General features: G+C 67.2%; 21 protein-coding genes. 7 read left to right on the top strand and 14 right to left on the bottom strand.

What is annotated here, in order from left to right; genetic code table 11:
- Window positions 1-6: 6 nt before the first annotated feature.
- Together ACMG4O_RS04955 and ACMG4O_RS04950 are read left to right on the top strand one after the other, a co-directional pair.
- Window positions 7-1,761, top strand: coding sequence for an alkaline phosphatase PhoX (locus ACMG4O_RS04955; protein ID WP_414434527.1), 1,755 nt, complete (start codon window positions 7-9; stop codon window positions 1,759-1,761).
- Window positions 1,762-1,858: 97 nt separating this feature from the next.
- The gene (locus ACMG4O_RS04950; RefSeq protein ID WP_414434526.1) at window positions 1,859-3,505 is read left to right on the top strand and encodes a hypothetical protein; all 1,647 of its coding nucleotides are present in this window, start codon (window positions 1,859-1,861) and stop codon (window positions 3,503-3,505) included.
- An 18-nt stretch (window positions 3,506-3,523) separates the two neighbouring features.
- On the opposite strand, the gene ACMG4O_RS04945 is transcribed toward ACMG4O_RS04950, so the two are convergent.
- The 11 genes from ACMG4O_RS04945 to ACMG4O_RS04895 form a co-directional block, all read right to left on the bottom strand.
- On the bottom strand, window positions 3,524-4,816 hold the full coding sequence (locus tag ACMG4O_RS04945; RefSeq protein WP_142947429.1) for an adenylosuccinate synthase: 1,293 nt from the start codon (window positions 4,814-4,816) through the stop codon (window positions 3,524-3,526).
- Window positions 4,817-4,835: 19 nt separating this feature from the next.
- Window positions 4,836-6,014, bottom strand: coding sequence for an ATP phosphoribosyltransferase regulatory subunit (locus ACMG4O_RS04940; protein ID WP_414434525.1), 1,179 nt, complete (start codon window positions 6,012-6,014; stop codon window positions 4,836-4,838).
- A 157-nt stretch (window positions 6,015-6,171) separates the two neighbouring features.
- The gene (gene hflC / locus ACMG4O_RS04935) at window positions 6,172-7,251 is read right to left on the bottom strand and encodes a protease modulator HflC (RefSeq protein WP_142947431.1); all 1,080 of its coding nucleotides are present in this window, start codon (window positions 7,249-7,251) and stop codon (window positions 6,172-6,174) included.
- A complete protein-coding gene (gene hflK, locus ACMG4O_RS04930; RefSeq protein ID WP_142947432.1) occupies window positions 7,251-8,447 on the bottom strand; it encodes an FtsH protease activity modulator HflK in 1,197 nt (398 codons plus the stop codon). Before hflK ends, hflC begins: the two co-directional genes overlap by 1 nt.
- An 11-nt stretch (window positions 8,448-8,458) precedes the next feature.
- Complete coding sequence (hflX, locus tag ACMG4O_RS04925) at window positions 8,459-9,829, bottom strand: ribosome rescue GTPase HflX (RefSeq protein WP_142947433.1); 1,371 nt, start codon at window positions 9,827-9,829, stop codon at window positions 8,459-8,461.
- Between the two features lie 69 nt (window positions 9,830-9,898).
- The gene (hfq, locus tag ACMG4O_RS04920) at window positions 9,899-10,192 is read right to left on the bottom strand and encodes an RNA chaperone Hfq (protein ID WP_142947434.1); all 294 of its coding nucleotides are present in this window, start codon (window positions 10,190-10,192) and stop codon (window positions 9,899-9,901) included.
- A gap of 242 nt (window positions 10,193-10,434) precedes the next feature.
- Complete coding sequence (gene miaA, locus ACMG4O_RS04915) at window positions 10,435-11,385, bottom strand: tRNA (adenosine(37)-N6)-dimethylallyltransferase MiaA (protein ID WP_414434855.1); 951 nt, start codon at window positions 11,383-11,385, stop codon at window positions 10,435-10,437.
- 25 nt (window positions 11,386-11,410) lie between these two features.
- A complete protein-coding gene (gene mutL / locus ACMG4O_RS04910) occupies window positions 11,411-13,267 on the bottom strand; it encodes a DNA mismatch repair endonuclease MutL (protein WP_142947435.1) in 1,857 nt (618 codons plus the stop codon).
- A gap of 34 nt (window positions 13,268-13,301) precedes the next feature.
- Window positions 13,302-14,606, bottom strand: a complete 1,305-nt coding sequence (locus ACMG4O_RS04905) for an N-acetylmuramoyl-L-alanine amidase (RefSeq protein ID WP_286875195.1) — start codon at window positions 14,604-14,606, stop codon at window positions 13,302-13,304.
- Between the two features lie 37 nt (window positions 14,607-14,643).
- Window positions 14,644-15,069, bottom strand: coding sequence for a tRNA (adenosine(37)-N6)-threonylcarbamoyltransferase complex ATPase subunit type 1 TsaE (gene tsaE, locus ACMG4O_RS04900; protein ID WP_370202472.1), 426 nt, complete (start codon window positions 15,067-15,069; stop codon window positions 14,644-14,646).
- The gene (locus tag ACMG4O_RS04895) at window positions 15,070-16,569 is read right to left on the bottom strand and encodes an NAD(P)H-hydrate dehydratase (RefSeq protein ID WP_414434524.1); all 1,500 of its coding nucleotides are present in this window, start codon (window positions 16,567-16,569) and stop codon (window positions 15,070-15,072) included.
- Window positions 16,570-16,637: 68 nt separating this feature from the next.
- On the opposite strand from ACMG4O_RS04895, the gene queG reads away from it, so the two are divergent.
- The gene (gene queG, locus ACMG4O_RS04890) at window positions 16,638-17,687 is read left to right on the top strand and encodes a tRNA epoxyqueuosine(34) reductase QueG (RefSeq protein ID WP_142947438.1); all 1,050 of its coding nucleotides are present in this window, start codon (window positions 16,638-16,640) and stop codon (window positions 17,685-17,687) included.
- Window positions 17,688-17,956: 269 nt separating this feature from the next.
- Here queG and orn read toward each other — a convergent pair whose 3' ends face one another.
- Window positions 17,957-18,502: an oligoribonuclease gene (orn, locus tag ACMG4O_RS04885; protein WP_414434523.1), complete on the bottom strand. Its 546-nt coding sequence runs from the start codon at window positions 18,500-18,502 to the stop codon at window positions 17,957-17,959.
- 113 nt (window positions 18,503-18,615) lie between these two features.
- On the opposite strand from orn, the gene rsgA reads away from it, so the two are divergent.
- The 3 genes from rsgA to asd all read left to right on the top strand — a co-directional run bounded on the left by rsgA (window position 18,616) and on the right by asd (window position 21,451).
- Complete coding sequence (rsgA, locus tag ACMG4O_RS04880) at window positions 18,616-19,650, top strand: small ribosomal subunit biogenesis GTPase RsgA (protein ID WP_370211714.1); 1,035 nt, start codon at window positions 18,616-18,618, stop codon at window positions 19,648-19,650.
- A gap of 93 nt (window positions 19,651-19,743) precedes the next feature.
- Complete coding sequence (locus ACMG4O_RS04875) at window positions 19,744-20,568, top strand: sulfurtransferase (protein ID WP_414434522.1); 825 nt, start codon at window positions 19,744-19,746, stop codon at window positions 20,566-20,568.
- A gap of 19 nt (window positions 20,569-20,587) precedes the next feature.
- A complete protein-coding gene (gene asd, locus ACMG4O_RS04870; protein ID WP_370202466.1) occupies window positions 20,588-21,451 on the top strand; it encodes an archaetidylserine decarboxylase in 864 nt (287 codons plus the stop codon).
- Window positions 21,452-22,033: 582 nt separating this feature from the next.
- Here the strand turns inward: asd and ACMG4O_RS04865 are convergent.
- Window positions 22,034-22,795, bottom strand: coding sequence for an enoyl-CoA hydratase-related protein (locus ACMG4O_RS04865; protein WP_194854724.1), 762 nt, complete (start codon window positions 22,793-22,795; stop codon window positions 22,034-22,036).
- 156 nt (window positions 22,796-22,951) lie between these two features.
- On the opposite strand from ACMG4O_RS04865, the gene ACMG4O_RS04860 reads away from it, so the two are divergent.
- Complete coding sequence (locus tag ACMG4O_RS04860; protein ID WP_194854725.1) at window positions 22,952-23,752, top strand: ATP-grasp domain-containing protein; 801 nt, start codon at window positions 22,952-22,954, stop codon at window positions 23,750-23,752.
- Here ACMG4O_RS04860 and ACMG4O_RS04855 read toward each other — a convergent pair.
- Window positions 23,692-24,882 carry a hypothetical protein gene (locus tag ACMG4O_RS04855; RefSeq protein WP_194854726.1) on the bottom strand — a complete coding sequence of 397 codons (1,191 nt, stop codon included), beginning with the start codon at window positions 24,880-24,882 and terminating at the stop codon, window positions 23,692-23,694. The genes ACMG4O_RS04860 and ACMG4O_RS04855 overlap by 61 nt on opposite strands.
- Between the last annotated feature and the right edge of the window lie 131 nt (window positions 24,883-25,013).

The raw sequence follows: 25,013 nt of genomic DNA, 5'->3' as shown, positions 1-25,013 counted from the left end.
AAACCCATGTATCTGCGGAACGACGCCCGTTTTAAATTGAGCGCGCTGGCCATCGCCACCTCGCTCGCCCTGGCCGCCTGCGGCGGTGATAGCGACAGCAATAACGGTGGCGGTGACACCGGCGGCATCCAGATGGAACGCCTGACCCGTGTCGCCACCCTCCCCCTGGGTTCCGAGGCCACCGGCCTGTTCCTGAAACAGGACGGCGAAGTGTTCACCAACATCCAGCACCCCTCCGACGCCAACGTGACGCCCGACGCCGAAGGGCACGTCTACCGCCACGCCACCGTGGGCCTGATCGAAAACACCGACATCAACAAGCCGTTCGAGGGCGTCTCGGTACCGGAAACCGACGAAGAAAAGCAGATCATGCGGGTGGCCACCGGCCGCTATAACGTGCTCGGCCAGCAGGGCGACGCCTGGGCCGGCGCCCCGCAACCCGGCCTGGGCGGCATCGCCGTGCAGGACGGCACCGCCCTGATCAAGGTCTCCAACGACCCGGACTTCAACGGCTGGGTGGAAGTCAGCGAAGACGAAGGCTACCTTTTCACCAACTGGGAAGACCGTCCCGGCGGCATGAGCCGCCTGCACCTGATCCGCACCGACGAAGGCCGCTGGGTGGTCCAGGACAACGACGCTTCCATGGTCGATTTCTCCGCCGTGAAGGGCACCTGGGTGAACTGCTTCGGCACCGTGTCCCCGTGGAACACGCCGCTCACCTCCGAAGAGCTGTACTTTGACAATACCGTGAACTGGAACGCACCCGGCCAGGGCAGCGTTCAGGATCTGGCCGACTACCTGGCCGGCGAGATCAACACCGATTACACGGTGACCTACCCCAACCCCTACGACTACGGCTACATCGTCGAGATTACCGACCCCACCGGCACGCCGACCCCGGTGAAGCACTTCACCCTGGGCCGCTACTCCCATGAAAACGCGGTGGTGATGCCGGACCAGAAAACCGTCTATATGAGCGACGACGGCGGCGGCGTGATCCTGTTCAAGTTCGTGGCCGACACCGCCGGTGATCTGAGCAGCGGCACCCTGTACGCCGCCGCGGTGACCCAGGACACCCTGCCCATGGACGCCGCCGAAGCCGGCTTCGACATCGACTGGGTGGAACTGGCCAGCGCCAGCAACGCGGACATCGAGAGCTGGGTGGACGAGTACGACGACGTCACCACCGCCGACTACGTGGACGGCGCCAACAGCTACATCTCCGACCAGCAGATCAACGACTGGGCGGAAGCCAAGCTCAACCAGGACCTGGACGAGAGCGGCAGCGTCGCCGCCAGCCCGTTCGCCGACGACCGTCCGGCGTTCCTGGAATCGCGCAAGGCGGCGGTGAAGCTGGGCGCCACCGGCGAGTTCAACAAGATGGAAGGCATCAACGTGAACCAGAAGCGCGCCCAGGCCAGCGTCGAAGGCGACGGTGAACAGGCGCACGTCTATGTGGTGATGTCCGACATCGCCGGCAACATGCTGGACAGCGAAGGCGCGATCCAGCTGACCAACCAGGACGCCCGCTGCGGCGGCGCCTTCCGCATGCCCCTGGAAGCGGACTACAACGTGTCACGCCTGGAGATGGTGGAGCTCGGCGGTCCCTACGACCCCACCGACGCCGCCAACACCTGCAGCGTGGACGGCCTGTCCGGCCCGGACAACGTGGAAGTGATGGACGACGGTCGCCTGCTGATCGGCGAAGACACCGGCAACCACGAGAACAACATGGTGTGGCTGCTGGACCCGAAAGCCTGATTGATCCGGCTTTCCGGACCCGGGGAGGAGCGCATAGCGCCCTCCCCTTTTTCTGTTTTTATGTTCAGGGTTCGCGCTCATGAAAATGATCATCACAATGCTGCTTGCCACACTGGTTCTGGCGGGCTGCGACCCGGCGGAGAGCCAACCGGCGGACACCGGCGCGGCCAAATCCGGCCCGGCCGCCGCCGACAACACGGCGCTGCAGCGCCAGCTGCCGCCGGACCTCGACAGCATCTATAACCAGGAAGCACCGATTCCGCCGCAGTGCTATACCCGCACCGAGGGCGACTTCAACCCCTGCTACACCTGCCACCAGACCTACGAGGACCGGGCCCGCCCGAACACCATGTGGGACGGCTACCTGCAGGGCGCTTATGACTTTTCCGAGCTGGGGGAAACCAACCACTGGCTCAACCTGTTCGTGGACCGCCGCGAGCAGGTGGCGAAGATGTCCGACCAGGCCATCATCGACTACATCAACCAGGACAATTACACCCCGGCGATGACCGCCCTGGCCGAAGACAGCGATTGGCAGGGCCCGGTGCCCTACATCGAAGGCCTGCAGCAGGGCGCCCGGGCGTTCGACGAGCAAGGCTTCGCCAAGGACGGCAGCCACTGGGTGGCGTTCAACTACAAGCCGCTGCCGAGCACCTTCTGGCCCACCAACGGCAGCACCGATGACGTCATGGTACGACTGCCGGAAGCGTTCCGGACCAGTACCTGCGCCGAGGGGGAGCAGGCTTCCCGGGACGTCTACCTGGCCAACCTGTCGCTGATGGAGATGGCGATCAAGGAGCTCGACCGCATCAGCACGCCGCCCATCGACGAGCAGGCGGTATGCGCCGACCTGGACGGCGACGGCACCCTCGGCACCGCCCGCAGCCTCTTGAAGCGGGACCACTACCTGGGCGGCGCCGCCGACGTGCCGGTCAGTGACATGCTCTACCCGGAAGGCATCGAGTTCCTGCACACGGTCCGCTATGTGGGCGTGGACGCGCACGGCGGCATCGGCCTGCCGCCGCGCATGAAGGAAGTGCGCTATATGAACAAGATCCGCTTCTACAACAGCGCCCACCTGAAATCCCTGTACGGCAACGAGCACCAGGAAAAAGCCGAAGGCAACCTGCCCTACTACACCGACCACGGCGACCGGGGCATGGACAACGGCTTCGGCTGGATGGTGCTGGGCTTCATCGAGAAAGAAGACGGCAGCCTGCGCCCGCAGAGCAATCAGGAGCAGCGCTTCTGCATGGGCTGCCACACCACCGTGGGCACCACCATCGACCAGACCTTCGCCTTCCCGCGCAAGGTCACCGGCGCCGAGGGCTGGGGCTACATCGACATCAAGGGCATGCGCGACGCCCCGGCGATCAACCAGGACGAGGGCGAGATCGCCCAGTACCTGCGGCTGGTGGGCGGCGGCAATGAGTTCCGCGAAAACGACGAGATGCAGGCGCGCTGGTTCAACGAGGACGGCAGCCTCAAGCGCGACAAGGTGGCCGGCGCCGACGTCTACGAGCTGATCACGCCCAGCCGCGAACGGGCCCTGGCGCTGAACAAGGCCTACAAGCTGATCGTCGAAGAGCAGAGCTATCTGTACGGCCGCGACGCCACGCTGAAGCCGGCGGAGAACGTCTACCGGCACATCAATCCGGACGAAGTGACGCCACTGAAACCGGAGAAGCGTATCGACGGCTATGACATCCGCCTGGACTGGTCGGCGGCCGGCGCCACGGAGTGACGGCCGGCCGCGACGGCGCTACCCGAACGGGTGGCGCTGGACGATGGTCTCGGCCCGGTCCGGGCCGGTGGAGATGATATCGATGGGCGCGCCGGTGACTTCCTCGATGCGCTTGAGGTAGGCACGGGCGTTGTCGGGCAGGTCCTCGAGCTTCTTAACGCCGATGGTGGACTCGGACCAGCCGGGCACCGACTCGTACACCGGGGTCACCTCGGAGTAGCTGTCCGCGTCCCAGGCGCACTCCAGGGCCTTGCCGTCCGGGCCCTGGTAGCCCACGCAGATGTTCACTTCCTCGAGGCCGTCGAGCACGTCCAGCTTGGTCAGGCACAGCCCGCTGATCGAGTTGATCTGGATGGCGCGCTTGAGCGCCACCGCGTCGAACCAGCCGCAACGGCGGGCACGGCCGGTGGTGGAGCCGAACTCGTGGCCCTTTTCCGCCAGGTAACGGCCGGTCTCGTCGAACAGCTCGGTGGGAAACGGCCCGCTGCCCACCCGGGTGGTGTAGGCCTTGGTGATGCCCAGCACGTAATCCAGATACAGCGGCCCGAAACCGGTGCCGGTGGCGGTGCCGCCGGCGGTCGTGTTGGAGCTGGTCACGTAGGGGTAGGTGCCGTGGTCGATGTCCAGCAGCGTGCCCTGGGCGCCCTCGAACATGATGTTCTCATCGCGCTCGCGGGCGCCGTGCAGGGTGGCAGTGACGTCGCACACCATGGCGCGGATGTCCTCGGCCTGGGCCAGGGTGTCGTCCAGGGTTTTCTGGAAGTCCACCGGCTCGGCGTTGTAGAAGCTGCGCAGGATGAAGTTGTGGTAGTCCATCACTTCACCCAGCTTGGCGGCGAAGCGCTCGCGGTGGAACACATCACCCAGGCGCACGCCCCGGCGCGCCACCTTGTCTTCGTAGGCCGGGCCGATGCCGCGTCCGGTGGTGCCGATTTTCTGGGCGCCACGGGCCACTTCCCGGGCCTGGTCCAGCGCCGCGTGCACCGGCAGGATCAGCGGGCAGGCGGAGGACAGGCGCAGGCGCTCGCGCACCGGCACACCCTTGTCTTCCAGGCCGCGGATTTCCTTGAGCAAGGCTTCCAGCGACAGCACCACGCCGTTGCCGATCAGGCATTGCACGTTGTCGCGCAGAATGCCGGAGGGGATCAGATGGAGGACGGTCTTCTCGCCGTCGATCACCAGGGTGTGGCCGGCGTTATGGCCGCCCTGGAAACGGGCCACGTAAGCGGCCTGATCGGTGAGCAGATCGACGATCTTGCCCTTGCCTTCATCACCCCATTGGGTACCGAGAATTACGACGTTCTTGCCCATGGCTGTTCGCTTTGGCCTGTCAGGAGGAAATGGATTGCAGGGTCCAGCCGTCGCCGGCGGACACCAGCTCACGGTCGCACCCCAATTCAGCGGGGTCGTTATCGGCGCCGGCCAGGGCCAGCACCACGCGTTCACCCTGGGCGCGCAGCTCCGCCACCCGGGCGGCGAAACCGGCGTCCGCCAGCTCACCACGGGCGAGCACGGCACCGGCGCGCGGCACCGGCGCCAGCGAGGCGAGTTTTTTCAGGTCGGCGCTGAAGCCGGTGGCCGGGCGCGCCCGGCCGAACACTTCACCGATGTGATCGTAGCGGCCGCCCTTGGCCAGCGGCTCGCTGTCGCCGGGCAGGTAGGCGGCGAACACACAGCCGGTGTGGTAGTGATAGCCGCGCAGCTCGCCCAGGTCCAGGTGCACGTTCAGGCCGCGCTCGGCGAGCACCGACACCAGCCGCTCCAGATCGGCGAGCGCTTCGGTGGCGTCCGGAAAGTCGGCCAGCAGGCTGCGGGCCTGGGCGAACACGCCGGTATCGCCGTCCAGGAACGGCAGTGCCGCCAGCGCCCGGGCGGCGGCGTCGGGCAGGGCCTGGGCGTCCAGGAACCGGGTCAGCTCGGTGCGCGCCTTGCGCAGGTAGATATCTTCCAGGGTCGCCTGGGCGGCGGGGTCCAGATCGCAGGCCGCCACCAGGGCGCGGAAAATACCCACATGGCCCAGGTCCAGCACCACTTTGTCGTTGGCGCCGGCCAGGGCCAGGGTCTCGCCCATCAGAAGAATCACTTCCAGGTCGCTGTCGCCGCCGGCGTGGCCGAACAGCTCGACGCCAAGCTGGTAGGGCAGCCGGGTGCCGCCCACCTGGGTGGGCCGGGCGCGCAGCGCCGTGGAGCAGTAGCACAAACGGGTGGGGGCGTTGCGGCGCAGGCTGTGGGCGTCGATGCGCGCCACCTGCGGGGTCATGTCCGCGCGCACGCCCATCAGGCGGCCGCTGAGCTGGTCGGTGATCTTGAAGGTATCGCGCTCCAGATCACGGCCGGCGCCGTTCAGCAGGGACTCCAGGAATTCGATCAGCGGCGGGTACACCAGCTCGTAGCCCCAGGACTGGTACAGATCCAGAGCCCGGCGGCGCAGTTGTTCGATGGCCCGGGCGCGTTCGGGAAGCACTTCCTCGACGCCGTCGGGCAACAACCACTGTTCTTCCTGATTCATCTTACGATCCCGAGGGTATTCAATCGACACAGGGGTCCAACGGAGGGCCGGCAGAGGTGGCGGCCACAAAAAAACCGGGCCTCGTGACCCGGTTGATGGATTCTAACACGTCCCCAGAGGGGCAGATACCCGCCGCCCGGCGGCGGGCACCCGGTGTTCAGCGTCCGCGGTTCTGCTTCATGTACTGGAAGAACTCGCTGTCCGGGGAGAGGATCAGCACGTCTTCCTTGGAGTCGAAGCTTTCCCGGTACGCCTGCAGGCTGCGGTAGAAGCGGAAGAACTCCTCGTCCTTGCCATAGGCGTTGGCGTAGATGGAGGTGGCGCGGGCGTCACCGGCACCGCGCAGGCGCTGCGCTTCCTCGTAGGCCTGGGCCACGATCTGCGTCTGCTGACGGTCGGCGGCGGCGCGGATGCGCTCGGCGTCCTCGCGGCCCCGCGCCCGGTGCTCGGCGGCGTCACGGGCACGTTCGGCGCGCATCCGGTCGAAGACCCGGCCACGCACCTGATCCGGCCAGTCCACCTGCTTGACGCGCACGTCGACCACTTCGATGCCCAGATCCTCCAGGGTGGCGGCGTTCACTTCCTGGGCCACGGAGTTCATCAGCTTCTCGCGCTGATCGGTCTCGTCGCCCAGTGACGACGCCGCCGTGTCGCCGGGCTCTCCGCCGTCGTCGGCGGCTTGGGCCTCGGCGTCCGCCTCCACTTCGGAGGTGGTTTTCGCCTCGCCGTCGCCGCCGCTAAGGAGGTCCTCGGTGCTTACCGCGGTGGGGTCCAGGGCCTCATCGGGCAGCGCCCCGCCCTGGCCGGCCACCACTTCCTGCACGGTGCGCTCGGCGAACTGGTTCCGCAGCGCCTCGTTAACGCGCGGGTCGAGCAGCTCCCGGGCGCGGCGCTCCATGGCCAGACCGTCGTTGACGCCGGCGCCGACACTGACGATGTAGCGCTGCACGTCGGCGATGCGCCAGGTCACGAAGGCGTCCACGTTGAGCAGTTTCTTTTCCGCGGTCAAAAACGATTGGGTGGGCACGTCGTGGGTGAGCAGACGGCCGTCCACCCGCACCACGTCGTCGATCAGCGGCACCTTCGGGTAAATGCCCGGTTCGATGTCCGCTTTCTCCACCCGTGCGAATCGCTTCAGCACGGCCTTTTCGGTTTCGTTGACGATGTAAAAAGAGTCCAGAGCCAGCAGCAACAGCACGCCCACTGCCACCAGCATAAGCCAGCTACGTGTGCCCATCAGCGAATCTCCGTGCGGTTGCTTTGGTACAGACTGCGCGAGCCGGAACGGCCACTGCCGCCGTCATCGGCGCCGGCGCTCGAGGTGGTCGACGAAGAGGAGCCGGAACCGCTGCCGCGGTTGGCGGCACCGCTGTCGCCGGACACCGGCTGCTTGCCCTTGAACATCTGGTCCAGAGGCAAGTACATCAGGCTGTCACTGCCCTGCGCGTCCAGCAATACCTTGCTGGAGTTGCTGAACACCTCGGTGAGGCTGTCCAGGTAGAGACGCTGACGGGTCACTTCCGGTGCCTTGCGGTATTCCGCTACCAGGTCGGTGAAGCGGGCGGCGTCACCCTCGGCCTCGGCCACCACGCGGACCTTGTAGGCTTCCGCTTCCTCGGTAATGCGCGCGGCCTGGCCGCGGGCTTCCGGAATCACCGAGTTGTAGTAGGCCTCGGCTTCTTTCTTGAAGCGGTCTTCGTCTTCCTTGGCCTTGGCCACGTCGTCGAAGGCGTCACGCACCGCTTCCGGCGCGGCGGTCTTGTCCAGCACCACCTGGTTGATCACCAGGCCGGTGTTGTAGCGGTCCAGATACTCCTGCAGCCGCTCGCGCACCAGCAGACGAATATCTTCGCGGCGGTCGCGCAGCACGTCGTCCATGGTCGAGCTGCCCACCACGTGGCGCAGCGCCGAGCTGGTGGCGTGCTGAAGAATGGTCTCCGGCGCGCCCACGCGCAGCAGGAACGCCTGGGGGTCGAGTACCTTGTACTGGACTTCCAGGGTCACCGCGACGATGTTGGTGTCCTCGGTGAGCATTTCCTCACTGATTTCGTAGCTGCGGTTCTGCCCCACATCCACTTCCATGCTTTGTTCGATGATCGGCGCGCGCCAGTTCAGGCCCGGGTCCACCATGCGGTTGAATTCACCGAAGCGAAGCACCACGCCGCGCTCACGCTGGTCCACCAGGTAAAAACCCATCAGCACATAACCGACCACCAGCACCACCAGGGCCACCGCCAGCAGGCCGCCGGGGAAGCCGCCGGACGACTTGTTGCCGCCGCCACCGCCGCCGCCTTTGCCGCCGAACAGGTTGTTGATGCGGTCCTTAAGGTTTTTCAGCGCTTCATCAAGATCGGGCGGTCGCTGATCGCCACCGCCGCCGCCCCCGCCCCAGGGGTCCCTGGGTTTGTTTCCGCCGGGTTCATTCCAGGCCATTGAATTCTCCGTTATCCCGCTCTGTGCGAGCGTTCAGGATTGTAGGAAGGGGTATCCGTCTCTGCAACCGAAGGGTCAGGAACACGGACCTGTTCTTCACGCAGGCCGGCTTCGCGCAGCAGACGTTCGAAGTGCACCCGATTGACATGTACCCGCAGCAGCATGCCGCCGTCGGTGGCCGCCTGTTCCTCGCGCACCTCGCCGGCTTCATGGAGGCGCGACCGCAGGCGGCCGGCCTCCGGAGGCAGCCGCAACCAGCGATCCACCCAGCGGTCCGCCAGTCGCTCGGCGATCGCCTGATGCAACAGGTCGAAGCCCTCGCCGGTGCGCGCCGACAACCAGACACGCCAGGGCAGCCCCTGTTCATCGCGTTCCAGGTGCGGCGATGCGTCTTCCAGGGCGTCCACCTTATTGTAAACATGCAGCACGGGCACGGTATCCGCGCCGATTTCTTCCAGGACTTCGTTCACCGCGGCCACGTTCGCGTCGCTCTCTTCGACACTACTGTCTGTCACATGCAGCAGCAAGGACGCGTTAACGGTCTCCTCCAGGGTGGCGCGGAACGCCTGCACCAGCCGGTGCGGCAGGTGGCGGATAAAGCCCACCGTGTCGGCCAGAATCGCCGGCCCCACCCCGGGCACCCGCACCTTGCGCAGGGTCGGGTCCAGGGTGGCGAACAGCTTGTCGGCCACGTAGACGTCGCCGGTGGTGAGCGCGTTGAACAGCGTCGACTTGCCGGCGTTGGTGTACCCCACCAGCGAGATCAGCGGGGTTTCTGAACGGTCCCGGGCACGTCGGCCCTGGGCGCGCTGCTTGCGCACCTTGTCCAGCCGCGCCTGAATCGAGCGGATACGCTCGCGCAGCAGGCGGCGGTCGGTTTCCAGCTGGGTCTCACCCGGACCGCGCAGGCCGATACCGCCCTTCTGGCGCTCCAGGTGGGTCCAGCCGCGCACTAGCCGGGTGGAGAGATGCTGCAATTGCGCCAGCTCCACCTGCAGGCGGCCTTCGTGGGTACGCGCCCGTTGGGCGAAAATATCCAGAATCAGACCGGTGCGGTCGAGCACGCGGCATTTCACCGCACGCTCCAGGTTGCGCTCCTGGCCGGCGCTCAGACCATGGTTGAACAGCACCACGTCGGCCTGATGCTCGCGCACCAGCGCCGCCAGCTCTTCCGCCTTGCCGGAACCGATAAACAGCGCCGGGTCGGGGCGGTCGCGCTTGCCCAGCAACTCCACCACCGGCTCCACCCCGGAGGAGGTCACCAGATGATAAAACTCGTCCAGGTCCTCGCGACCCAGGGCGTCGGGCAGGTCGATATGCACCAGCACCGCTTTCTCACCGGCGCCGGTACGAACCTGTTCTGTACGATCGAATAGATCCATAGACCTCAATATAAAACAAAGCCACGCCGGACGGCGTGGCTTTGACGGGGGCGATATCCGGGAATCGGCTTACTGATTGCCGAAGTCCTCGCCGGGGCCGTCGTTCTGCGGTGCCGCCGTGCCGGCCATGGCCGGGTTGCCACCGGTACCCGCGGCGCGCGGATTACGAGCCGGAACCACGGTGGAAATAGCGTGCTTGTATACCATCTGGCTGACAGCGTTCTTCAACAGCACCACGTACTGGTCGAAGGACTCAATCTGTCCCTGCAACTTTATGCCGTTCACCAGAAAGATCGAAACCGGGATGCGTTCCTTTCTCAGGGCATTGAGAAAAGGGTCTTGTAGCGAGTGCCCTTTTGACATGGCAAATCTCCTTAAGAGTCATAAAAAGTGGGTGCCCAAACAGTGCGGGCAATTATCAGCGCTAACGTCCGGGCCACGTGCCGCCGGCCATCCATGCCGGTCGGTCCTGGGGCCATGGGACTTCTATGGCAGCCTTCCCGAGGAAAAGTTTCCGACCCCACCATCCGAAAGCCCTGTTAACTCGTTGTTCTTTTATGGGGCTTGGTCCCAATAAAACAAGCCTTAAAAAAACAGTCCGCGAGTCAACTAAACACGGTTTTACAAACCCCTGCAAGCCGCTCTTTACAGGCGATGCGACCCTCGTCACGGGTCTTGTCGTAGGTTTCCACTCCAGGCCATTTACGCAGCCAGGTAAGCTGCCGTTTGGCCAACTGCCGTGTGGCAATAATACCCTTTTCCACCATGGTAGGGTAATCCCAATCGCCCTCCAGATAGCGCCACACCTGGCGATATCCCACCGCCTTGAGCGCCGGCAGCTCGGCGTGCAGGTCGCCGCGCCGGCGCAAGGCCGCCACCTCCTCCACCAGCCCGGCTTCCAGCATGGCCATGAAGCGGTGTTCGATGCGCCGGTGCAGCTCCGGGCGCGGCGGCACCACCGCCAGGCTCAGCACCGGCCGGTCCAGGCCCGGGAAGCGGAAAAAGCCGTCCCCCAGGGGCGTGGCGGCGGTGTCGTGCTCGCCATGAAAGGCGCTCAGCGGCCGGCCGGTAAGGCGGAACACCTCCAGGGCGCGCTGCAGCCGCTGGCCGTCCGTGGGCTTGAGACGGTCGGCACTGGGCGGGTCCACCCGGGCCAGCTCGCGGTGCACCGCCGGCCAGCCTTCCCGCTCCGCCAGGGCGGCGATTTCCGCGCGCACCGCCGGGTCGGCCTCGGGCAACGGCGCCAGGCCTTCCACCAGCGCCTTGAAGTAGAGCATGGTGCCACCCACCAACAGGGGAATGCGGCCGGCGGCGCTGATCACCTCGATTTCCGCCAGGGCGTCGGCGCGGAAATCCGCCGCCGAATAGGGCCGGGCCGGGTCGCGGAACCCCATCAGCCGGTGTGGCGCCCGCGCCAGCTCCGCGGCCGAGGGGCGCGCCGCGCCGATATCCAGCCCCTGGTAGACCAGCGCCGAATCCACGTTGATCAGCTCCACGGGCAGGGTTTCGGCGGCCTGGATCGCCAGCTCGGTCTTGCCGGCGCCGGTGGGGCCCATCAGGAGGATAATCGGGTCGGGCACGCTACTGCCCCCGCATGAAGAGCCGGTCCAGCTCCTTGACGCTCATCTGGGTCCAGGTGGGGCGCCCGTGGTTGCACTGCCCGGAGCGCTCGGTGGCCTCCATGTCGCGCAGCAGGGCGTTCATCTCCGGCACGGTCAGGCGCCGGTTGGCGCGCACGCTGCCGTGACAGGCCATGGACGAGAGCAGCGCGTCCAGCTGCTGCTCGATGCGCTCGCTGCTGCCGTGGGCGAGCAGATCGCTGAGCACGTCCCGGACCAGCGTCTCGCTGTCCGCGTTGCGCAGCAGCGCCGGCACCTCGCGTACCACCAGGGTTTCCGGGCCGGCCCGTTCGACCATGAAGCCCAGGCGCTGGAACACCTGGGGCTGCTGCTCGGCGAAATCCGCCTCGCGGGACGACACCGCCATGGACACCGGCACCAGCAGCGGCTGGCTGCGCACTTTCTCCTCGGCCCAGTCCCGTTTCAGACGCTCGTAGGTGATCCGTTCGTGGGCGGCGTGCATGTCCACCAGCACCATGCCGTGTTCGTTCTCGGCGACGATGAAAATGCCGTGCAGCTGCGCCACCGCATAGCCCAGCGGCGGCGTGTGCGACGCCTCCGGATCACCGCCGGGCGCGGGCGTGGCCGACACCATCTGCCCGTAGGCGCCGGCCTGGCGGGCGCCGTCGGCGATCGTGCCACCGCTGAACGCACCGCCGTAGCCGCCGCCGAAAGACCGGCGCGGCCCCTCCGAGACGCCCGGCGCGCCACTGGCCGGGGTGCCCAGGGCCATATGGCCCTGGCTGGGCGCCGGCCCCTCTTCCATGGCCGGCGCGGCGTCGCCGGGGCGGCCCTCGCCGTGCTGACCCTCGCCGGGGCGCACCTCGGCGATGGCCCGGTGCAGGCTGCGGAACAGGAAGTCGTGGACCATGCGCTGTTCGCGGAACCGCACCTCGTGCTTCGTGGGGTGCACGTTCACATCCACCAGCGCCGGGTCCACTTCGAAGAACAGCACATAGGCCGGGTGGCGGCCGTGGTAGAGCACGTCCGCGTAGGCCTGGCGCACCGCGTGGCTGACCACCTTGTCGCGGATCACCCGGCCGTTGACGTAGAAATACTGCAAATCCGCCTGGGACCGGGAGAAGGTGGGCAGGCCCATCCAGCCGTGCAGCCGCAGGCCGGCGTGCTCGATGTCCACGGTCAGTGCCTGATCCATGAAGGCACGGCCGCACAACCGCGCCACACGGGCGGCGCGCAGGGTCTCGTCGTCTCCGGGCGGCAGCTGGTGGATCACTTTCTGGTTGTGGCTGAGGCGGAAGCCGGTCTGGAATTCGCTCAGGGCGACCCGCCGGAACACCTCTTCCAGGTGGTTGAATTCGGTTTTCTCGGTGCGCAGGAAACGGCGCCGGGCCGGCGTATTGAAGAACAGGTCGCGCATGGTCACGGTGCAGCCGCGCGGGTGCGCGGTGGGCGCCACGGACGGCGCCATGTCGCGCCCTTCCACGGTGACCTGCCAGCCCTCGGCCTGGTCGCCGCTATTGCTGGCCAGACTCAGCCGCGACACCGAACTGATCGCCGCCAGCGCCTCGCCCCGGAAACCGAGGGTACCGATCGCCTCCAGGTCTTCGAGGCCGCGGATCTTGCTGGTGGCGTGGCGGGACAGGGCCAGCGGCAGGTCATCCTGGTCGATGCCGCTGCCGTCGTCGCGCACCCGGATCAGCTTGGTGCCGCCCTGCTCCACGTCCACGGTGATCTGGCGGGCGCCGGCGTCGAGCGCGTTTTCCAGCAACTCCTTAAGCACCGAGGCGGGGCGCTCCACCACCTCGCCGGCGGCGATCTGGTTGGCGAGCCGGGAATCCAGCCGATGAATCTTTGCCACAGGGAACTCTCTTTACTAAAACCGGGTTGTGCCGTCAGGACCGGGGAATGGTCAGGGTCTGGCCCACCATGATGCGGTCATCGCGAATATCATTGGCGGCGCGCAGGGCCTGCTCGGAGACCTGGTACTGGCGGGCGATGCCGGACAGGGTATCACCGGGCTGGATGCGATGCTGCTCGCCGTTCTCACGGCGCTGGGCGGCGAACCAGCTGCCCGGCGCCGGGTGGGTGCGGAAATAGTGCTTCACGCCGTTGACGATGGAGCGCGCCAGCTTTTCCTGGTGGGCGCTGGAACTGAGATTGCGCGCCTCTTCCCGGTTGGAAATAAAGCCGGTTTCCACCAGCACGGAGACCATCTCCGGCTCCTTGAGCACCACGAAGGCGGCCTGCTCCACGGTCTTGCGGCCGCCGTGCAGCTTGGTGATCTGTCCCATTTCCTCGAGAATCTGGCGGCCCAGATAAAGACTGTGGGCCATGGAGCCGCTCATGCGCATGTCCGCCAGCACATTGAGCAGGTTGGAATCGTCCTTCTCTTCCTCGTAGACCCCGGCCACTTTGTCCGACTCGTTGGCCATTTTCGCCACATAGGCGGCGCGGGCGCTGGTGGCGCCGCGATTGGAGAGGGCGAACACGCTGGCGCCGTGGGCGCGCGGGTCGGTGAAGGCGTCCGCGTGGATGGAAATAAACACATCCGCATGGTTGTCCTGGCGCGCCACCCGGCGGCGCTCGGCCAGCGGCACGTAGTAGTCGCCGTCGCGGACCATCACCGCCTTCATGCCCGGCTCCCGGTCGATGCGCGCCTTCACCTTGCGGGCGATCTGCAGCACCACCTCTTTTTCCAGCAGATTGCCGGGGCCCAGGGCGCCCGGGTCCTCGCCGCCGTGGCCCGGGTCGATGGCGACGATCATCTGGCGCGGTTCGCCGCTGTCGGCCTCGGGTTCCTCGATGGTTTTCACCGGCTTCGGGTCGCTGTCGAAGAGATCCACCACCAGCCGCCAGCTGTGCGGGTCCACCGGTTTCAGCAGGTTGGTGCGCGGGCGCACCGCGGCGCTGAGGTCGAACACCACCCGCGTCTTATCCTCGTGCTTGCCGACGCGGATGTTCTCGATCGGGCTGTCCTTGTAATCCAGGGCGCTCACGTCGAAGGCCAGATCCGCGTCCATCAGATCCACCACCACCCGGTCCGGGTCGGCCAGTTTGTCCAGGGTATGCTCCACCGGCTCGGGCAGATCGAAGACGATACGGGTGTGGTCCGGGGCCCGGTGCAGGCGCACGGAATCCACGGTAATCGCCGCGCGGGCGCCGACCATCGCCAACAGGCCGGCGATCAACACGGCCATTCTCAGTCCGTTGCGGCGCATCCTTCGGACACAGTTATCAGCCATCGGCCCATTCCAGCTTCGCATATCGTCCCTGTTTCTCCACGGCCAGGGTAACGGTGAGGTCCGGCGGCGGAATAACCCCGCTTCCACGTTCAGGCCACTCCAGCACGCACAGTGCATGACCGTCAAAGTAGTCGCGAATGCCGATCATCTCCAGTTCCTCGGGGTCCCCGAGCCGATATAAATCAAAATGATAGATATGGACGCCGGCCACGTCATAGGGTTCCACCAGGGTGTACGTCGGGCTCTTCACCGAGCCGGCGTGGCCGAGCGCGCGCAGCAGGCCGCGCACCAGCGTGGTCTTGCCGGCGCCCAGGTCGCCGTGCAGATACACACACTGGCCGGCGCCCAGGCGCGACGCCAGCGCCGCGCCCAGATCCAGCGTGGCCTGCTCGTCGGCGAGAAAATGCTGTTCGTTCATCTAACGCTCGTCGTCTCCGTTCAGCACCGGCCGCAGCGCGGCCAGCAGGTCGGTGGCCAACAAACCCCGCTCGCCGTCCGCGGCGGCGGCCCGGTCGGCGGCGCGGGCGTGGGCCATGGCGCCCAGCGCCGCCGCTTGATAGCCGGGCAGGCCCTGGGCGTGCAGAGCGGCGATCACCCCGGTGAGCACGTCGCCCATGCCGCCGGTGGCCATGCCCGGGTTGCCGTCGCTGATCAGCGCGGTGCCGCCGTCACCGCGCACCAGGGTGCCCAGCCCCTTGAGCAGCACGGTGCCGCCGTAACGGGCGGCCAGGCTTTCCAGCGCCGCGAACCGGTCCGCCTGAATCGTGGCGCCGTCGCTGCCGAGCAGCCGGCCCGCCTCGCCGGGGTGCGGCGTGAGGATCCAATTGTCGCGGGCGTCGGCGTCCATCTCCACCAGCAGGTTGAGCCCGTCGGCGTCGATCACCAGCGGCAGACCGCTTTCCAGCACTTCCTCCAGCAGCACCCGGCCCCAGGGGCCGGCGCCCAGGCCCGGGCCCACCGCCACCACCGACGCTTTTTCCAGCAGCGGCCGCAGCGATTCGGCGCCGTCCACGCCGCGCACCATGATCTCCGGCTGGCGGGCGAGCACCGGCGGGGCGTGCTCCGGCCGCGTGGCCAGGCTCACCAGGCCGGCGCCGCAACGGGCCGCCGCCTGGGCCGTCATCAACGGCGCCCCGGCGAAGCCATGATCGCCGCCCACCACCAGCACATGGCCGAAGTGGCCCTTGTGCGCGTCGCGGCGCCGGGGCGGCAGCCAGTGCCGCAGGCGGGCCGGCGTGGGCCGCCATACCGGCCGGTCGATGTGCTGGTAGACCGGCCGGTCCACGCCCAGGTCGTCAAACAGCAGATCGCCGCTGTGCACCGGACCGGCGCCGGTGAGCAGGCCCCGGTTCACACCGATAAAGGTAATGGTGCAGTCGGCGCTCAGCACCGCGCCGGCCGGGGCGCCGGTATCCGCGTTGAGGCCTGAGGGCACGTCCAGGGCCAACACCGGCTTGCCGAGACGGTCCAGCGCTTCGATCACCGCGCGGATATCGTCGCGCAGGGCGCCGCTGATGCCGGTGCCGAGCAGGCCGTCCACCAGCAGCGGCGCGTCGACCGGCAGATCATCCACGGACAACGGCCGCATCGACACGCCGGCATCGCGGGCGCGCCGCGCCATGGTCAGGGCATCGCCCTTCATTCGCTCCGGGTCGCGCAGATGGTGGATCACCGGTTCCAGACCGGCCTCGCGGGCCAGCCGCGCCACCACATAGCCGTCGCCGCCGTTGTTGCCGCCGCCGCACAGCACCGCCGGCCGCGACACGTCCGGCCAGCGCGACAGCAGCACATCGAACGCCGCGCGGCCGGCGCGCTCCATCAATTCCTCACCGCTAAGGCCGGCCTCACCGGCCAGACGGTCCAGTTCGCGGGTCTGATCGGCGCTGTACAGCGCCTCGGGCAACGATCTAACCGGCATTCACTGTTATCCTTGCGTTTCGGGTCACCAAACTGGCTGACCGACACTATATCACCCACCTGGCTTCCATGGATTTCAGCGACCTGAAAACACGCATCGCCGAGCACGCCCGGGCGCTGGGCTTCCAGCAGATGGGCGTCGCCGACCTGGACCTGAGCCAGGCGGAACAACGCCTGCACGACTGGCTGGCCGCCGGCCGCCACGGCGAGATGGGGTGGATGGCCGCCCACGGCAACAAGCGCTCGCGGCCGGCGGAGCTGGAGCCGGACACCGTGCGTGTGTTGTCGCTGCGCATGGACTACCTGCCGCCGGACACCCAGCCAGTCAAGGTGCTGCAGCAAAAAGAAAAAGCCTATGTGTCCCGCTATGCCCTGGGCCGCGACTACCACAAGCTGGTGCGCAAGCGGCTGGCGCGGCTGGCGGCGCTGATCCGCGAGGAAGTGGCCGACACCCGTCTGGCCCGGGCGTTCGTGGACAGCGCGCCGGTGATGGAAAAACCTCTGGCGGAGAAAGCCGGGCTCGGCTGGCAGGGCAAGCACACCCTGATTCTCAATCGCCACGCGGGCAGCTGGTTTTTCCTCGGTGAGATTTACACCGACCTGCCGCTGCCGGTGGACGAGCCCGCCGAGGACCACTGCGGCAAGTGCTCCGCCTGCATGACGGTGTGCCCCACCGACGCCATTGTCGCGCCCTACCAGCTGGACGCCCGGCGCTGCATCTCCTACCTGACCATCGAGCATCCCGGATCGATTCCGGAGGACCTGCGCCGCGGCATCGGCAACCGGGTGTTCGGCTGCGACGACTGTCAGTTGATGTGCCCCTGGAACCGCTTCGCCTCGCACAGCAAGGAGACCGATTTCCAGCCGCGCCACGGCCTGGCGGACAGCGAGCTGGTGACGCTGTTCCAATGGGACGAAGAGACGTTTTTGCGCCGCACCGAAGGCTCACCGATCCGCCGTGCCGGCTTCGAACGCTGGCGGCGCAACCTGGCGGTGGCGCTGGGCAACGGCCCGGCCTCGCCCGAAGCGCTGGCGGCCCTGGAGGCGGCGCTCGACGATCCCAGCGATTTGGTCCGGGAGCACGCCTCTTGGGCGCTGCGGCGCCTTCGCGAAAAATAAGATCCTGTGGGAGCGGTTGTGCGAGCGGGCCTCGCCCGCGAAAGGGAGCGAAGTTGTGCGAGCGGGCCTCGCCCGCGAAAGGGTGGCTTTAGCCACCCGGCAGGATGCCAGAGAGGTTGTTTGTGCTGCCGTTAGATTGCTCTCTGGGATCCTGCCGGGAGCTTCGCTCCCTTTCGCGGGCCAGGCCCGCTCGCACAAAGAGCCACCCTTTCGCTTGCAAGGCAAGCTCCCACAATTCGAGCTTCGTAGAAAGGCAAGAAAGTCGGGCGCTACAGGCGGATCAGGTGCTCGCGGTAGTAGGCCAGTTCCTGGATGGACTCGCGGATGTCGTCAAGCGCCAGGTGCTTATTTTCCTTCTTGAAGCCGGGCAGAATGTCCGGCTTCCAGCGCCGCGCCAGTTCCTTGAGGGTGGACACATCCAGGTTGCGGTAGTGGAAAAACGCTTCCAGGCGCGGCATGTAATTGGCCAGGAAACGGCGGTCCTGACAGATGCTGTTGCCGCACATCGGCGACATGCCCGCTTCCACGTACTGCTCCAGAAACACCAGGGTGCGGCGCTCCGCCTCGGCGTCGTCCAGGTCGCTTTCGCGGACCCGCTCCACCAGGCCGGAATTGTTGTGGTGCTCGGTATTCCATTCGTCCATGCCGTTGAGCAGCGCGTCGCTCTGATGCACCGCCATCACGGGCCCCTCCGCGAGGACGTTCAAATGGGCGTCGGTGACAATGGTGGCGATCTCGATGATGCGGTCATTGGCCGGGTCCAGCCCGGTCATTTCCAGGTCGATCCAGATCAGGTTGTCTCGTGATTGCGTCATGGGGCTCCCGAATGATCAATGCGATGCAGGTTGCAGGATAACGGATCGGGGCGCGCTCCTGTATCCTGCAGCCTGCATCCCCAGCTAACGGCGGCACGACCGCCCAGTGATTTATGGCGAAACGCAAACTGAACCGGCGCCAGAAGTGGCGGATCGAGAAAATCCAGGCGGAACGGCGCCAGCGGGCCCAACGCCGGGCCGGCCAGGAAAACCCGGTGGCCACAGCCCTGGGCGAGGAACAATTGGGCACGGTGGTGGCCCACTTCGGCGGCCAGGTGCTGGTGGAAGACGAGGCCGGCGTTCCGGCACGCTGCCACTTCCGCGCCAATCTGGAGCAGCTGGTGGTGGGCGACCGGGTGATCTGGCAGGCGCCGCGGGTGGAAGGCGACGGCGACGGCGTGGTCACCGCCATCGAGCCCCGCCAAAGCGTGCTCAAGCGGCCGGATAACTACGGCAACCTCAAGCCGGTGGCCGCCAACGTGGACCGGTTGCTGGTGGTGTTCGCGCCCATGCCGGTGCCCTCCACCGCCCTGCTCGACCGCTACCTGGTGGCGGCGGAGTTGTCCGGGATTCCCGCCACCCTGGTGCTGAACAAGGCGGACCTGATCGATGCGGAGAGCCGCGACGCCCTGGACCACATCACCGATATTTACCGCGATCTGGACTACCCGGTGATCGAGGCGTCCGCCGAGGACGGCGCCGGCCTGGCCGCGCTTAAAACCGCGCTGACCGGGCACACCTGCGCGTTCGTGGGCCAGTCCGGGGTCGGCAAGTCGTCGCTGGTGAACGCGGTGCTGCCCGGCGCCGAGCTGGCGGTGGGCGACCTGTCCGGGGTGTCCGGCCTGGGCCAGCACACCACCACCACCGCGCGCCTGTTCCGCCTGCCGGACGGCGGCCGGCTGATCGATTCACCGGGGATCCGCGAATTCGGGCTCTGGCACATCAGCGAAGAGGAGCTGCTGCATGGCTACCGGGAGCTCTCCGAACGGGCCGGTCACTGCCGCTTCCGCAACTGCACCCACCGCCACGAACCGGGCTGCGCCCTGCGTGAGGCGGCGGAAAACGGCGAGGTGAGCGAGGAGCGGCTGCACAATTTCTTCCAGATCGCCGACACCCTGGATGAGGAAGGCCGCGAGCGCTACCGGTAGACCTTCGGGGAACACATCTGACAGCCATGGGGTCCCTCCATTACAATCAGGTTTGTTTTCACGCACCCCATTCCGCAGCAAAGACGATTAGCCATGACCGCTCAACTGCCGCTACTGCTGGAACCCGCCGACCTGGCGGCCCATTTGGACGACGACAATCTGCTGATCGTGGATCTGAGCAAGGATCAGGTCTACGACCAGGCCCACGTGCCCGGCGCCGTGCACCTGGACTTCAAGCGCCTGCTCGCCGGCACCCAGCCGGCGCCCGGGCTGCTGCCCAGCGACGACGCCCTGTCCGCGCTGTTCTCCGAACTGGGCCTGACCCCGGACACCCAGGTGGTCGCCTACGACGACGAAGGCGGCGGCTGGGCCGGGCGCCTGCTGTGGACCCTGGATGTGATCGGCCACAAGAAATATTCCTACCTCAATGGCGGCATCCACGGCTGGCTGGCGGCGGAACTGAGCACCAGCAGCGACCGCACCCGGCCGGAGCCCAGCGACTATCAGGTTGGCGAGCACGACCCGGCCACCAGCGTCGATCTGGACTACGTGCTCAAGCACCACACCGACCCGGACGTGGTGATCTGGGACGCCCGCTCGGAGGAGGAATTCGCCGGCGTGCGCGCCTTCGCCCAGAAGGCCGGCCACATCCCCGGCGCCACCCACTACGAGTGGACCGACGCCATGGACAAGCACAACAACCTGCGCCTGCGCGATCTGGAAGAAATACGCCGGGAGCTGGCCGAGCGCGGCATCCAGAGCAACAAGGAAGTGATCACGCACTGCCAGACCCACCACCGCTCCAGCTTCACCTGGCTGGTGGGCAAAATCCTCGGTTTCGAGCGCATTCGCGGCTACCCCGGCTCCTGGGCCGAATGGGGCAACCACCCCGACACCCCCACGGAAAAGTCCGAGTAATCACCTTGAGGCTCACTCTTTGCACGCTCTAAAAGAAAAGCTGTTTATCGCGCTTCAGCACGTCGTCCCCCAGCACCTCCTGTCCCGCCTGGTGGGCTGGGTGGCGCGCAGCGAGATTCCGTGGATCAAAACCACCTTCATCAACCGCTTCATCCAGCACTTCGGGGTGGACCTGGGCGAAGCGGAGATTGAAGACCCGGACCGCTTCGAAAACTTCAACGCCTTCTTCACCCGCGCGCTGAAAGACGGCGCCCGCCCCATCGCCGACGGCGAGCGGGTGCTGGCCTGCCCGGCGGACGGCACCGTCAGCCAGCTGGGCCCGCTGCGCGGCGGCGACCTGTTCCAGGCCAAGGGCCACCATTATTCCGCCTTCGAGCTGCTGGGCGGCGACGGCGCGCTGGCGGCGGAGTTCCAGAACGGCCACTTCGCCACCGTCTATTTGTCGCCGAAGGATTATCACCGCGTGCACATGCCGTTCACCGGCACCCTGCGCGAAACCTGCTACGTGCCCGGGCGCCTGTTCTCGGTGAACCAGACCACCACCGAGCGGGTGCCGCGCCTGTTCGCGCGCAATGAACGGCTGGTGTGCGTGTTCGATACCGAGGTGGGGCCGATGGCGGTGGTGCTGGTGGGGGCCATGATCGTGGCCGGCATCGAGACCGTGTTCGCCGGCCAGGTGACACCGCAGTCCACCACCGTGACCCGGGTCGACTACCGCAATCCGGCGCCGGTGACCCTGCGCAAGGGCGACGAGCTGGGCCGCTTCCTGCTCGGCTCCACGGTGATCGTGCTGTTCCCGGAGGGCGCCGCCGAGTTCGGTTCGGAGCTGACGGCGGGCGCCGCCGTGCGGATGGGCGAGGCCTTCGGGTCGGTTCGCCAGTAGAGACGCCGGTTCGGCGGGGGCCTGGTGTTCTCTCCATCGGGGGGGCGCGGGTCTGTGTTCTGCCCTTCCGGGAACGCCGTGAATACGTCCCTGTAGGCTCCCTGTCGAACGTCCTGTTCTCCAGGGTCCCGGAAGGGCAGAACACAGACCCGCTCCCTGGGTAGATTCCGCCGCCCCGGGTTATCGCCAGCGCCGAACCTTTCTACGAAGCTTGGGGTTTGTGCGAGCTTGCCTTGCAAGCGAAAGGCCGGCACCGCCGGCCGGCAGGATTCCAGAGACTCTGATCATGCTGCCGCCAGAAATCTCTCTGGCATCCTGCGGGGCGACCTTTGCCGGGAGCTCCGCGCCTTTCGCGGGCATGGCCCGCTCCCACAATGCCCGCTCCCGCGAATCTGGCTTAATGGCACCGCTTGGCGGCTGGCTCCATTAGGGAGGCTCGGTCTCGGTGCCCGGGGTCCAGGACTGTGTGAGGCAGGGAGCCGAACACAAGCCTCCAGGGATGGATTCACGGCGGGTCCTGGACCCCGGGCACCGAGACCGAGCCGGCTACAGGGTCCCACAGCCCACACCGGCACCAGAATGTTATTTCTTGCCGACCTTGGCGGCGAGGATCGCTTTGGCTTCGTCGCCTTGCAGGAGCTCGGCGAACAGCGCCAGGTCGTGGTCGATCAGGTCGTGGAGGTCCATCTGCGCGGCCTGGCGCATCAGGCGCTTGCTTTCGCGCATGGCGCGGGGCGGCTTGGCCGCCAGGGTGCGGGCGTAGGCCGCGGCGGTGTCCGCCAGTTCGGCGGGGCTGACCATTTTGGCGACCAGGCCGGCCTGCAGGGCTTCCGGGGCCAGCAGCGGCTCGCCGGCGAGCAGCATGCGCGCGGCGCGCTGGTAGCCCAGCCAGGCCGGCAGCAGCTTGGCGGAGCCCGCTTCCGGCACCGCGCCCAGGTCGACGAACGGGGTCAGGAACTTGGCGTCGTCGGCGGCCACCACCAGGTCGGCGTGCAGCAGCATGGTGGTGCCCACGCCCACGGCGTGGCCCTGGACGCCGATCACCAGCGGCTTTTCGAAGCGGCTCACGGCGCGGATAAAGGGCGCCGCGCCGCCTTCGGTGCCTTCACCGGCGGCCAGGAAGTCGGCCAGGTCGTTGCCGGCGCTGAAGGATTTGCCGGCCCCCAGGATCAGCACCGCGCGCACGTCATCGCTGTCGCCGGCGAAGGCCAGCAGGTCGACCAGGTCGCGGTACATGGCGCCGGTCAGGGCGTTGAGTTTGTCCGGGCGGTTCAGGGTCAGGGTGAGCACCGCGCCGTCTTCGGCCGCCAGCACCTCACCGCTTTGCAAAGGGGGTAAATTCACAGCGTTCTCCCGAGTGTCGTTGTGCGCCAAAGCCTAGCCGGTGCGGACCCCGCTGGCCATGACAAATCCGCTTGCCGAGGGGCCCGTTTAGCCCTATAAATTCGCGGTTCGCCCGCGCGACCGTGCGCGGGCTTTTAGCCTGAGGTCCGTCGGCCTTTGAAACTGATCACCTTTGACCCTTTCCGCACCCTGGGCCTGCCGGGCGTGCATTACATCAAACCGGAGCTGATGCACGACCAGCGCGCGCGGTTGCTCGACGCGGACTGGCTGCTGTTCCCGGCTTACTGGCAGCTGCACAGCCTGCACTATGTGCTGGGCCGGCCGATTTTTCCCAGCCTGGCCAGTTACCACCTGGGGCACGACAAGGTGGAAATGACCCGGGCGCTGAAGCTGGCGTGCCCGGAACATCTGCCCGAGACCGATATCCTGCCGGCGGGGCCGCACGGCATCAGCCAGGTGCTGGATACCTGGCGCTTTCCGTTCGTGGCCAAGCAGATCCGCTCCAGCCAGGGCAGCGGCGTGTTTCTGATCGAGAGCCGCCAGCAGTTACTGGACTACGCCGCTCACAGCGAGGTGCTGTATATCCAGAAGCTGCTGCCGATCGTGCGCGATTTGCGCGTGGTGGTGGTGGGCCGTGACGTGATCGCCAGCTACTGGCGCGAGGGCACCAGCTTCCACAACAATCTGGCGCGCGGGGCGCGGGTGCGCACCGACCTGCCGGTGCCGGAGCCGGCCCTGGCGCTGGTCACCCGGCTTGCCCGCGAGCTGGGCATCGACCACGCCGGGTTCGACGTGGCCTGGGTGGAGGGCCGCCCCTACGTGCTGGAATTCAACCGCCTGTTCGGCAACCGGGGCATGCCGGAGCTGCCGCAGTTGATCGGCGCGGCGATGCGCGGTTACTTGCTCGGCGAGGCGTCGCCGGACACCCCGGAACCGCCCATGACCTTTTCCGCCTGAGTGCGCAGCAGGGTCTGATAGCGGTGCGCGAGCTGCTCCACCGGCTGCAGGCGAATCTGCCGGTCACCGGCTTGAACCAGCTGTGCCCGCTCGGTCTGGTAGAGGGCTTTGACGTCCAGTTCGGCGCGGGTCAGTTCCGCCTCGGGCACGTTCAGCCGGCCCGGCACCCCGGCCAGGCACAGGGCCCAGCTGTCCGCCTCGTTGAACTGGTTGCTGACCAGGGCCTTGAACTCCAGCGCCGGCGACTGGCCGGCTTTGCGCCGCGGCGCCTGCAGGCGGGCCACGCGCAGGAACAGCAGGCCGGCGCATAGCGCCGAAAAGGCGGTGTGCGACAGCGGCTCGCCGGTGAAGCGGATGCGCGCCCGGTCGCCGATGGCGGTGATCACTTCGCCGCCGTACAGCGCCGCCACTTCGCGCAGCAGGTGGTGGTAATCCGCCAGCAACGCTTCCAGCGCCGAGCGGGTGTAGCGCTGCTGGAAATGATCGAAGTTGACCACGCTCAAACGCAGCTCCACGGACACGCCATCCGGCGCCGGCGCATCGCCGTCCACCGGGGCGACCGGCGGCGTTTCGGACGCCGTGTCCTGATCCGTGGCGGGCGCGGCCGTCGCCGGCGGCGCGGCGGGCCGCCACAGCCGGCGGCGGATCACCTCGGCCGCGGCGCGCAGGGCCAGCAGGCCCAGCACCACCAGCACATAGCCGGTTTCCAGGCGCTGACGCGGCGCGGTGTCGTGGGCGGCGGCGAGCACCACCGAGCCGGCCAGCTCGCCGTCCGGCAGGGCCACCGGCACCTCCACTTTCACCGGCAGGCTGTCGTCACTCTTGCCGGTGACCGGCTCACGGGCCACGTCCAGAAACTGCACGCCGCCGACCGGCTCCAGGGCGCGGGTTTCGCGGGCGATCACGTTCAGCCCGATCAGGTCGTCACCGGCCAGCGACTCGGCGGAGCGCAGCGCGGTCTGTTGCGCCAGGGCCTTCAATTGCACCCGCTGCTCCGCCTGCAGGCGGGCGGAGAAGTGCTCCAGAAAATAGACCCCCACCACCAGCGCCACCAGCAGCATCAGCGCCAGTTCCAGCAGCAGTTGTTTTTCCCGTTGCAGCCAGGGCCGCCATTTTTCCCACACCGACATGCAGTGCCTTCCTTGCCTGTGAACGCGACGGCCGGGAGTATAACCCGTGGTGGCGGCGCTACGCTTGGCTCTGGCGCACGCACGCCAACCCGGCACGGTTTTCTGGTAATCTTAGCGGCTGTTCCGCAACG

Source organism: Alloalcanivorax venustensis, assembly GCF_047495515.1.
Classification (GTDB): Bacteria; Pseudomonadota; Gammaproteobacteria; order Pseudomonadales; family Alcanivoracaceae; genus Alloalcanivorax; species Alloalcanivorax venustensis.
This window is presented reverse-complemented; position numbering and strand designations above follow the sequence as displayed.

Coding starts and splice junctions, on each gene's coding strand:
- ACMG4O_RS04940 (WP_414434525.1), bottom strand. CDS start 6,014: ATGAATCAGGAAGAACAGTGGTTGTTGCCCGACGGCGTCGAGGAAGTG.
- queG (WP_142947438.1), top strand. CDS start 16,638: ATGGATTTCAGCGACCTGAAAACACGCATCGCCGAGCACGCCCGGGCG.
- ACMG4O_RS04855 (WP_194854726.1), bottom strand. CDS start 24,882: ATGTCGGTGTGGGAAAAATGGCGGCCCTGGCTGCAACGGGAAAAACAA.
- ACMG4O_RS04955 (WP_414434527.1), top strand. CDS start 7: ATGTATCTGCGGAACGACGCCCGTTTTAAATTGAGCGCGCTGGCCATC.
- ACMG4O_RS04875 (WP_414434522.1), top strand. CDS start 19,744: ATGACCGCTCAACTGCCGCTACTGCTGGAACCCGCCGACCTGGCGGCC.
- ACMG4O_RS04895 (WP_414434524.1), bottom strand. CDS start 16,569: ATGCCGGTTAGATCGTTGCCCGAGGCGCTGTACAGCGCCGATCAGACC.
- hfq (WP_142947434.1), bottom strand. CDS start 10,192: ATGTCAAAAGGGCACTCGCTACAAGACCCTTTTCTCAATGCCCTGAGA.
- hflC (WP_142947431.1), bottom strand. CDS start 7,251: ATGGGCACACGTAGCTGGCTTATGCTGGTGGCAGTGGGCGTGCTGTTG.
- ACMG4O_RS04945 (WP_142947429.1), bottom strand. CDS start 4,816: ATGGGCAAGAACGTCGTAATTCTCGGTACCCAATGGGGTGATGAAGGC.
- hflX (WP_142947433.1), bottom strand. CDS start 9,829: ATGGATCTATTCGATCGTACAGAACAGGTTCGTACCGGCGCCGGTGAG.
- orn (WP_414434523.1), bottom strand. CDS start 18,502: ATGACGCAATCACGAGACAACCTGATCTGGATCGACCTGGAAATGACC.
- rsgA (WP_370211714.1), top strand. CDS start 18,616: ATGGCGAAACGCAAACTGAACCGGCGCCAGAAGTGGCGGATCGAGAAA.
- hflK (WP_142947432.1), bottom strand. CDS start 8,447: ATGGCCTGGAATGAACCCGGCGGAAACAAACCCAGGGACCCCTGGGGC.
- ACMG4O_RS04905 (WP_286875195.1), bottom strand. CDS start 14,606: ATGGCCGTGTTGATCGCCGGCCTGTTGGCGATGGTCGGCGCCCGCGCG.
- tsaE (WP_370202472.1), bottom strand. CDS start 15,069: ATGAACGAACAGCATTTTCTCGCCGACGAGCAGGCCACGCTGGATCTG.
- miaA (WP_414434855.1), bottom strand. CDS start 11,385: ATGGGCCCCACCGGCGCCGGCAAGACCGAGCTGGCGATCCAGGCCGCC.
- ACMG4O_RS04950 (WP_414434526.1), top strand. CDS start 1,859: ATGCTGCTTGCCACACTGGTTCTGGCGGGCTGCGACCCGGCGGAGAGC.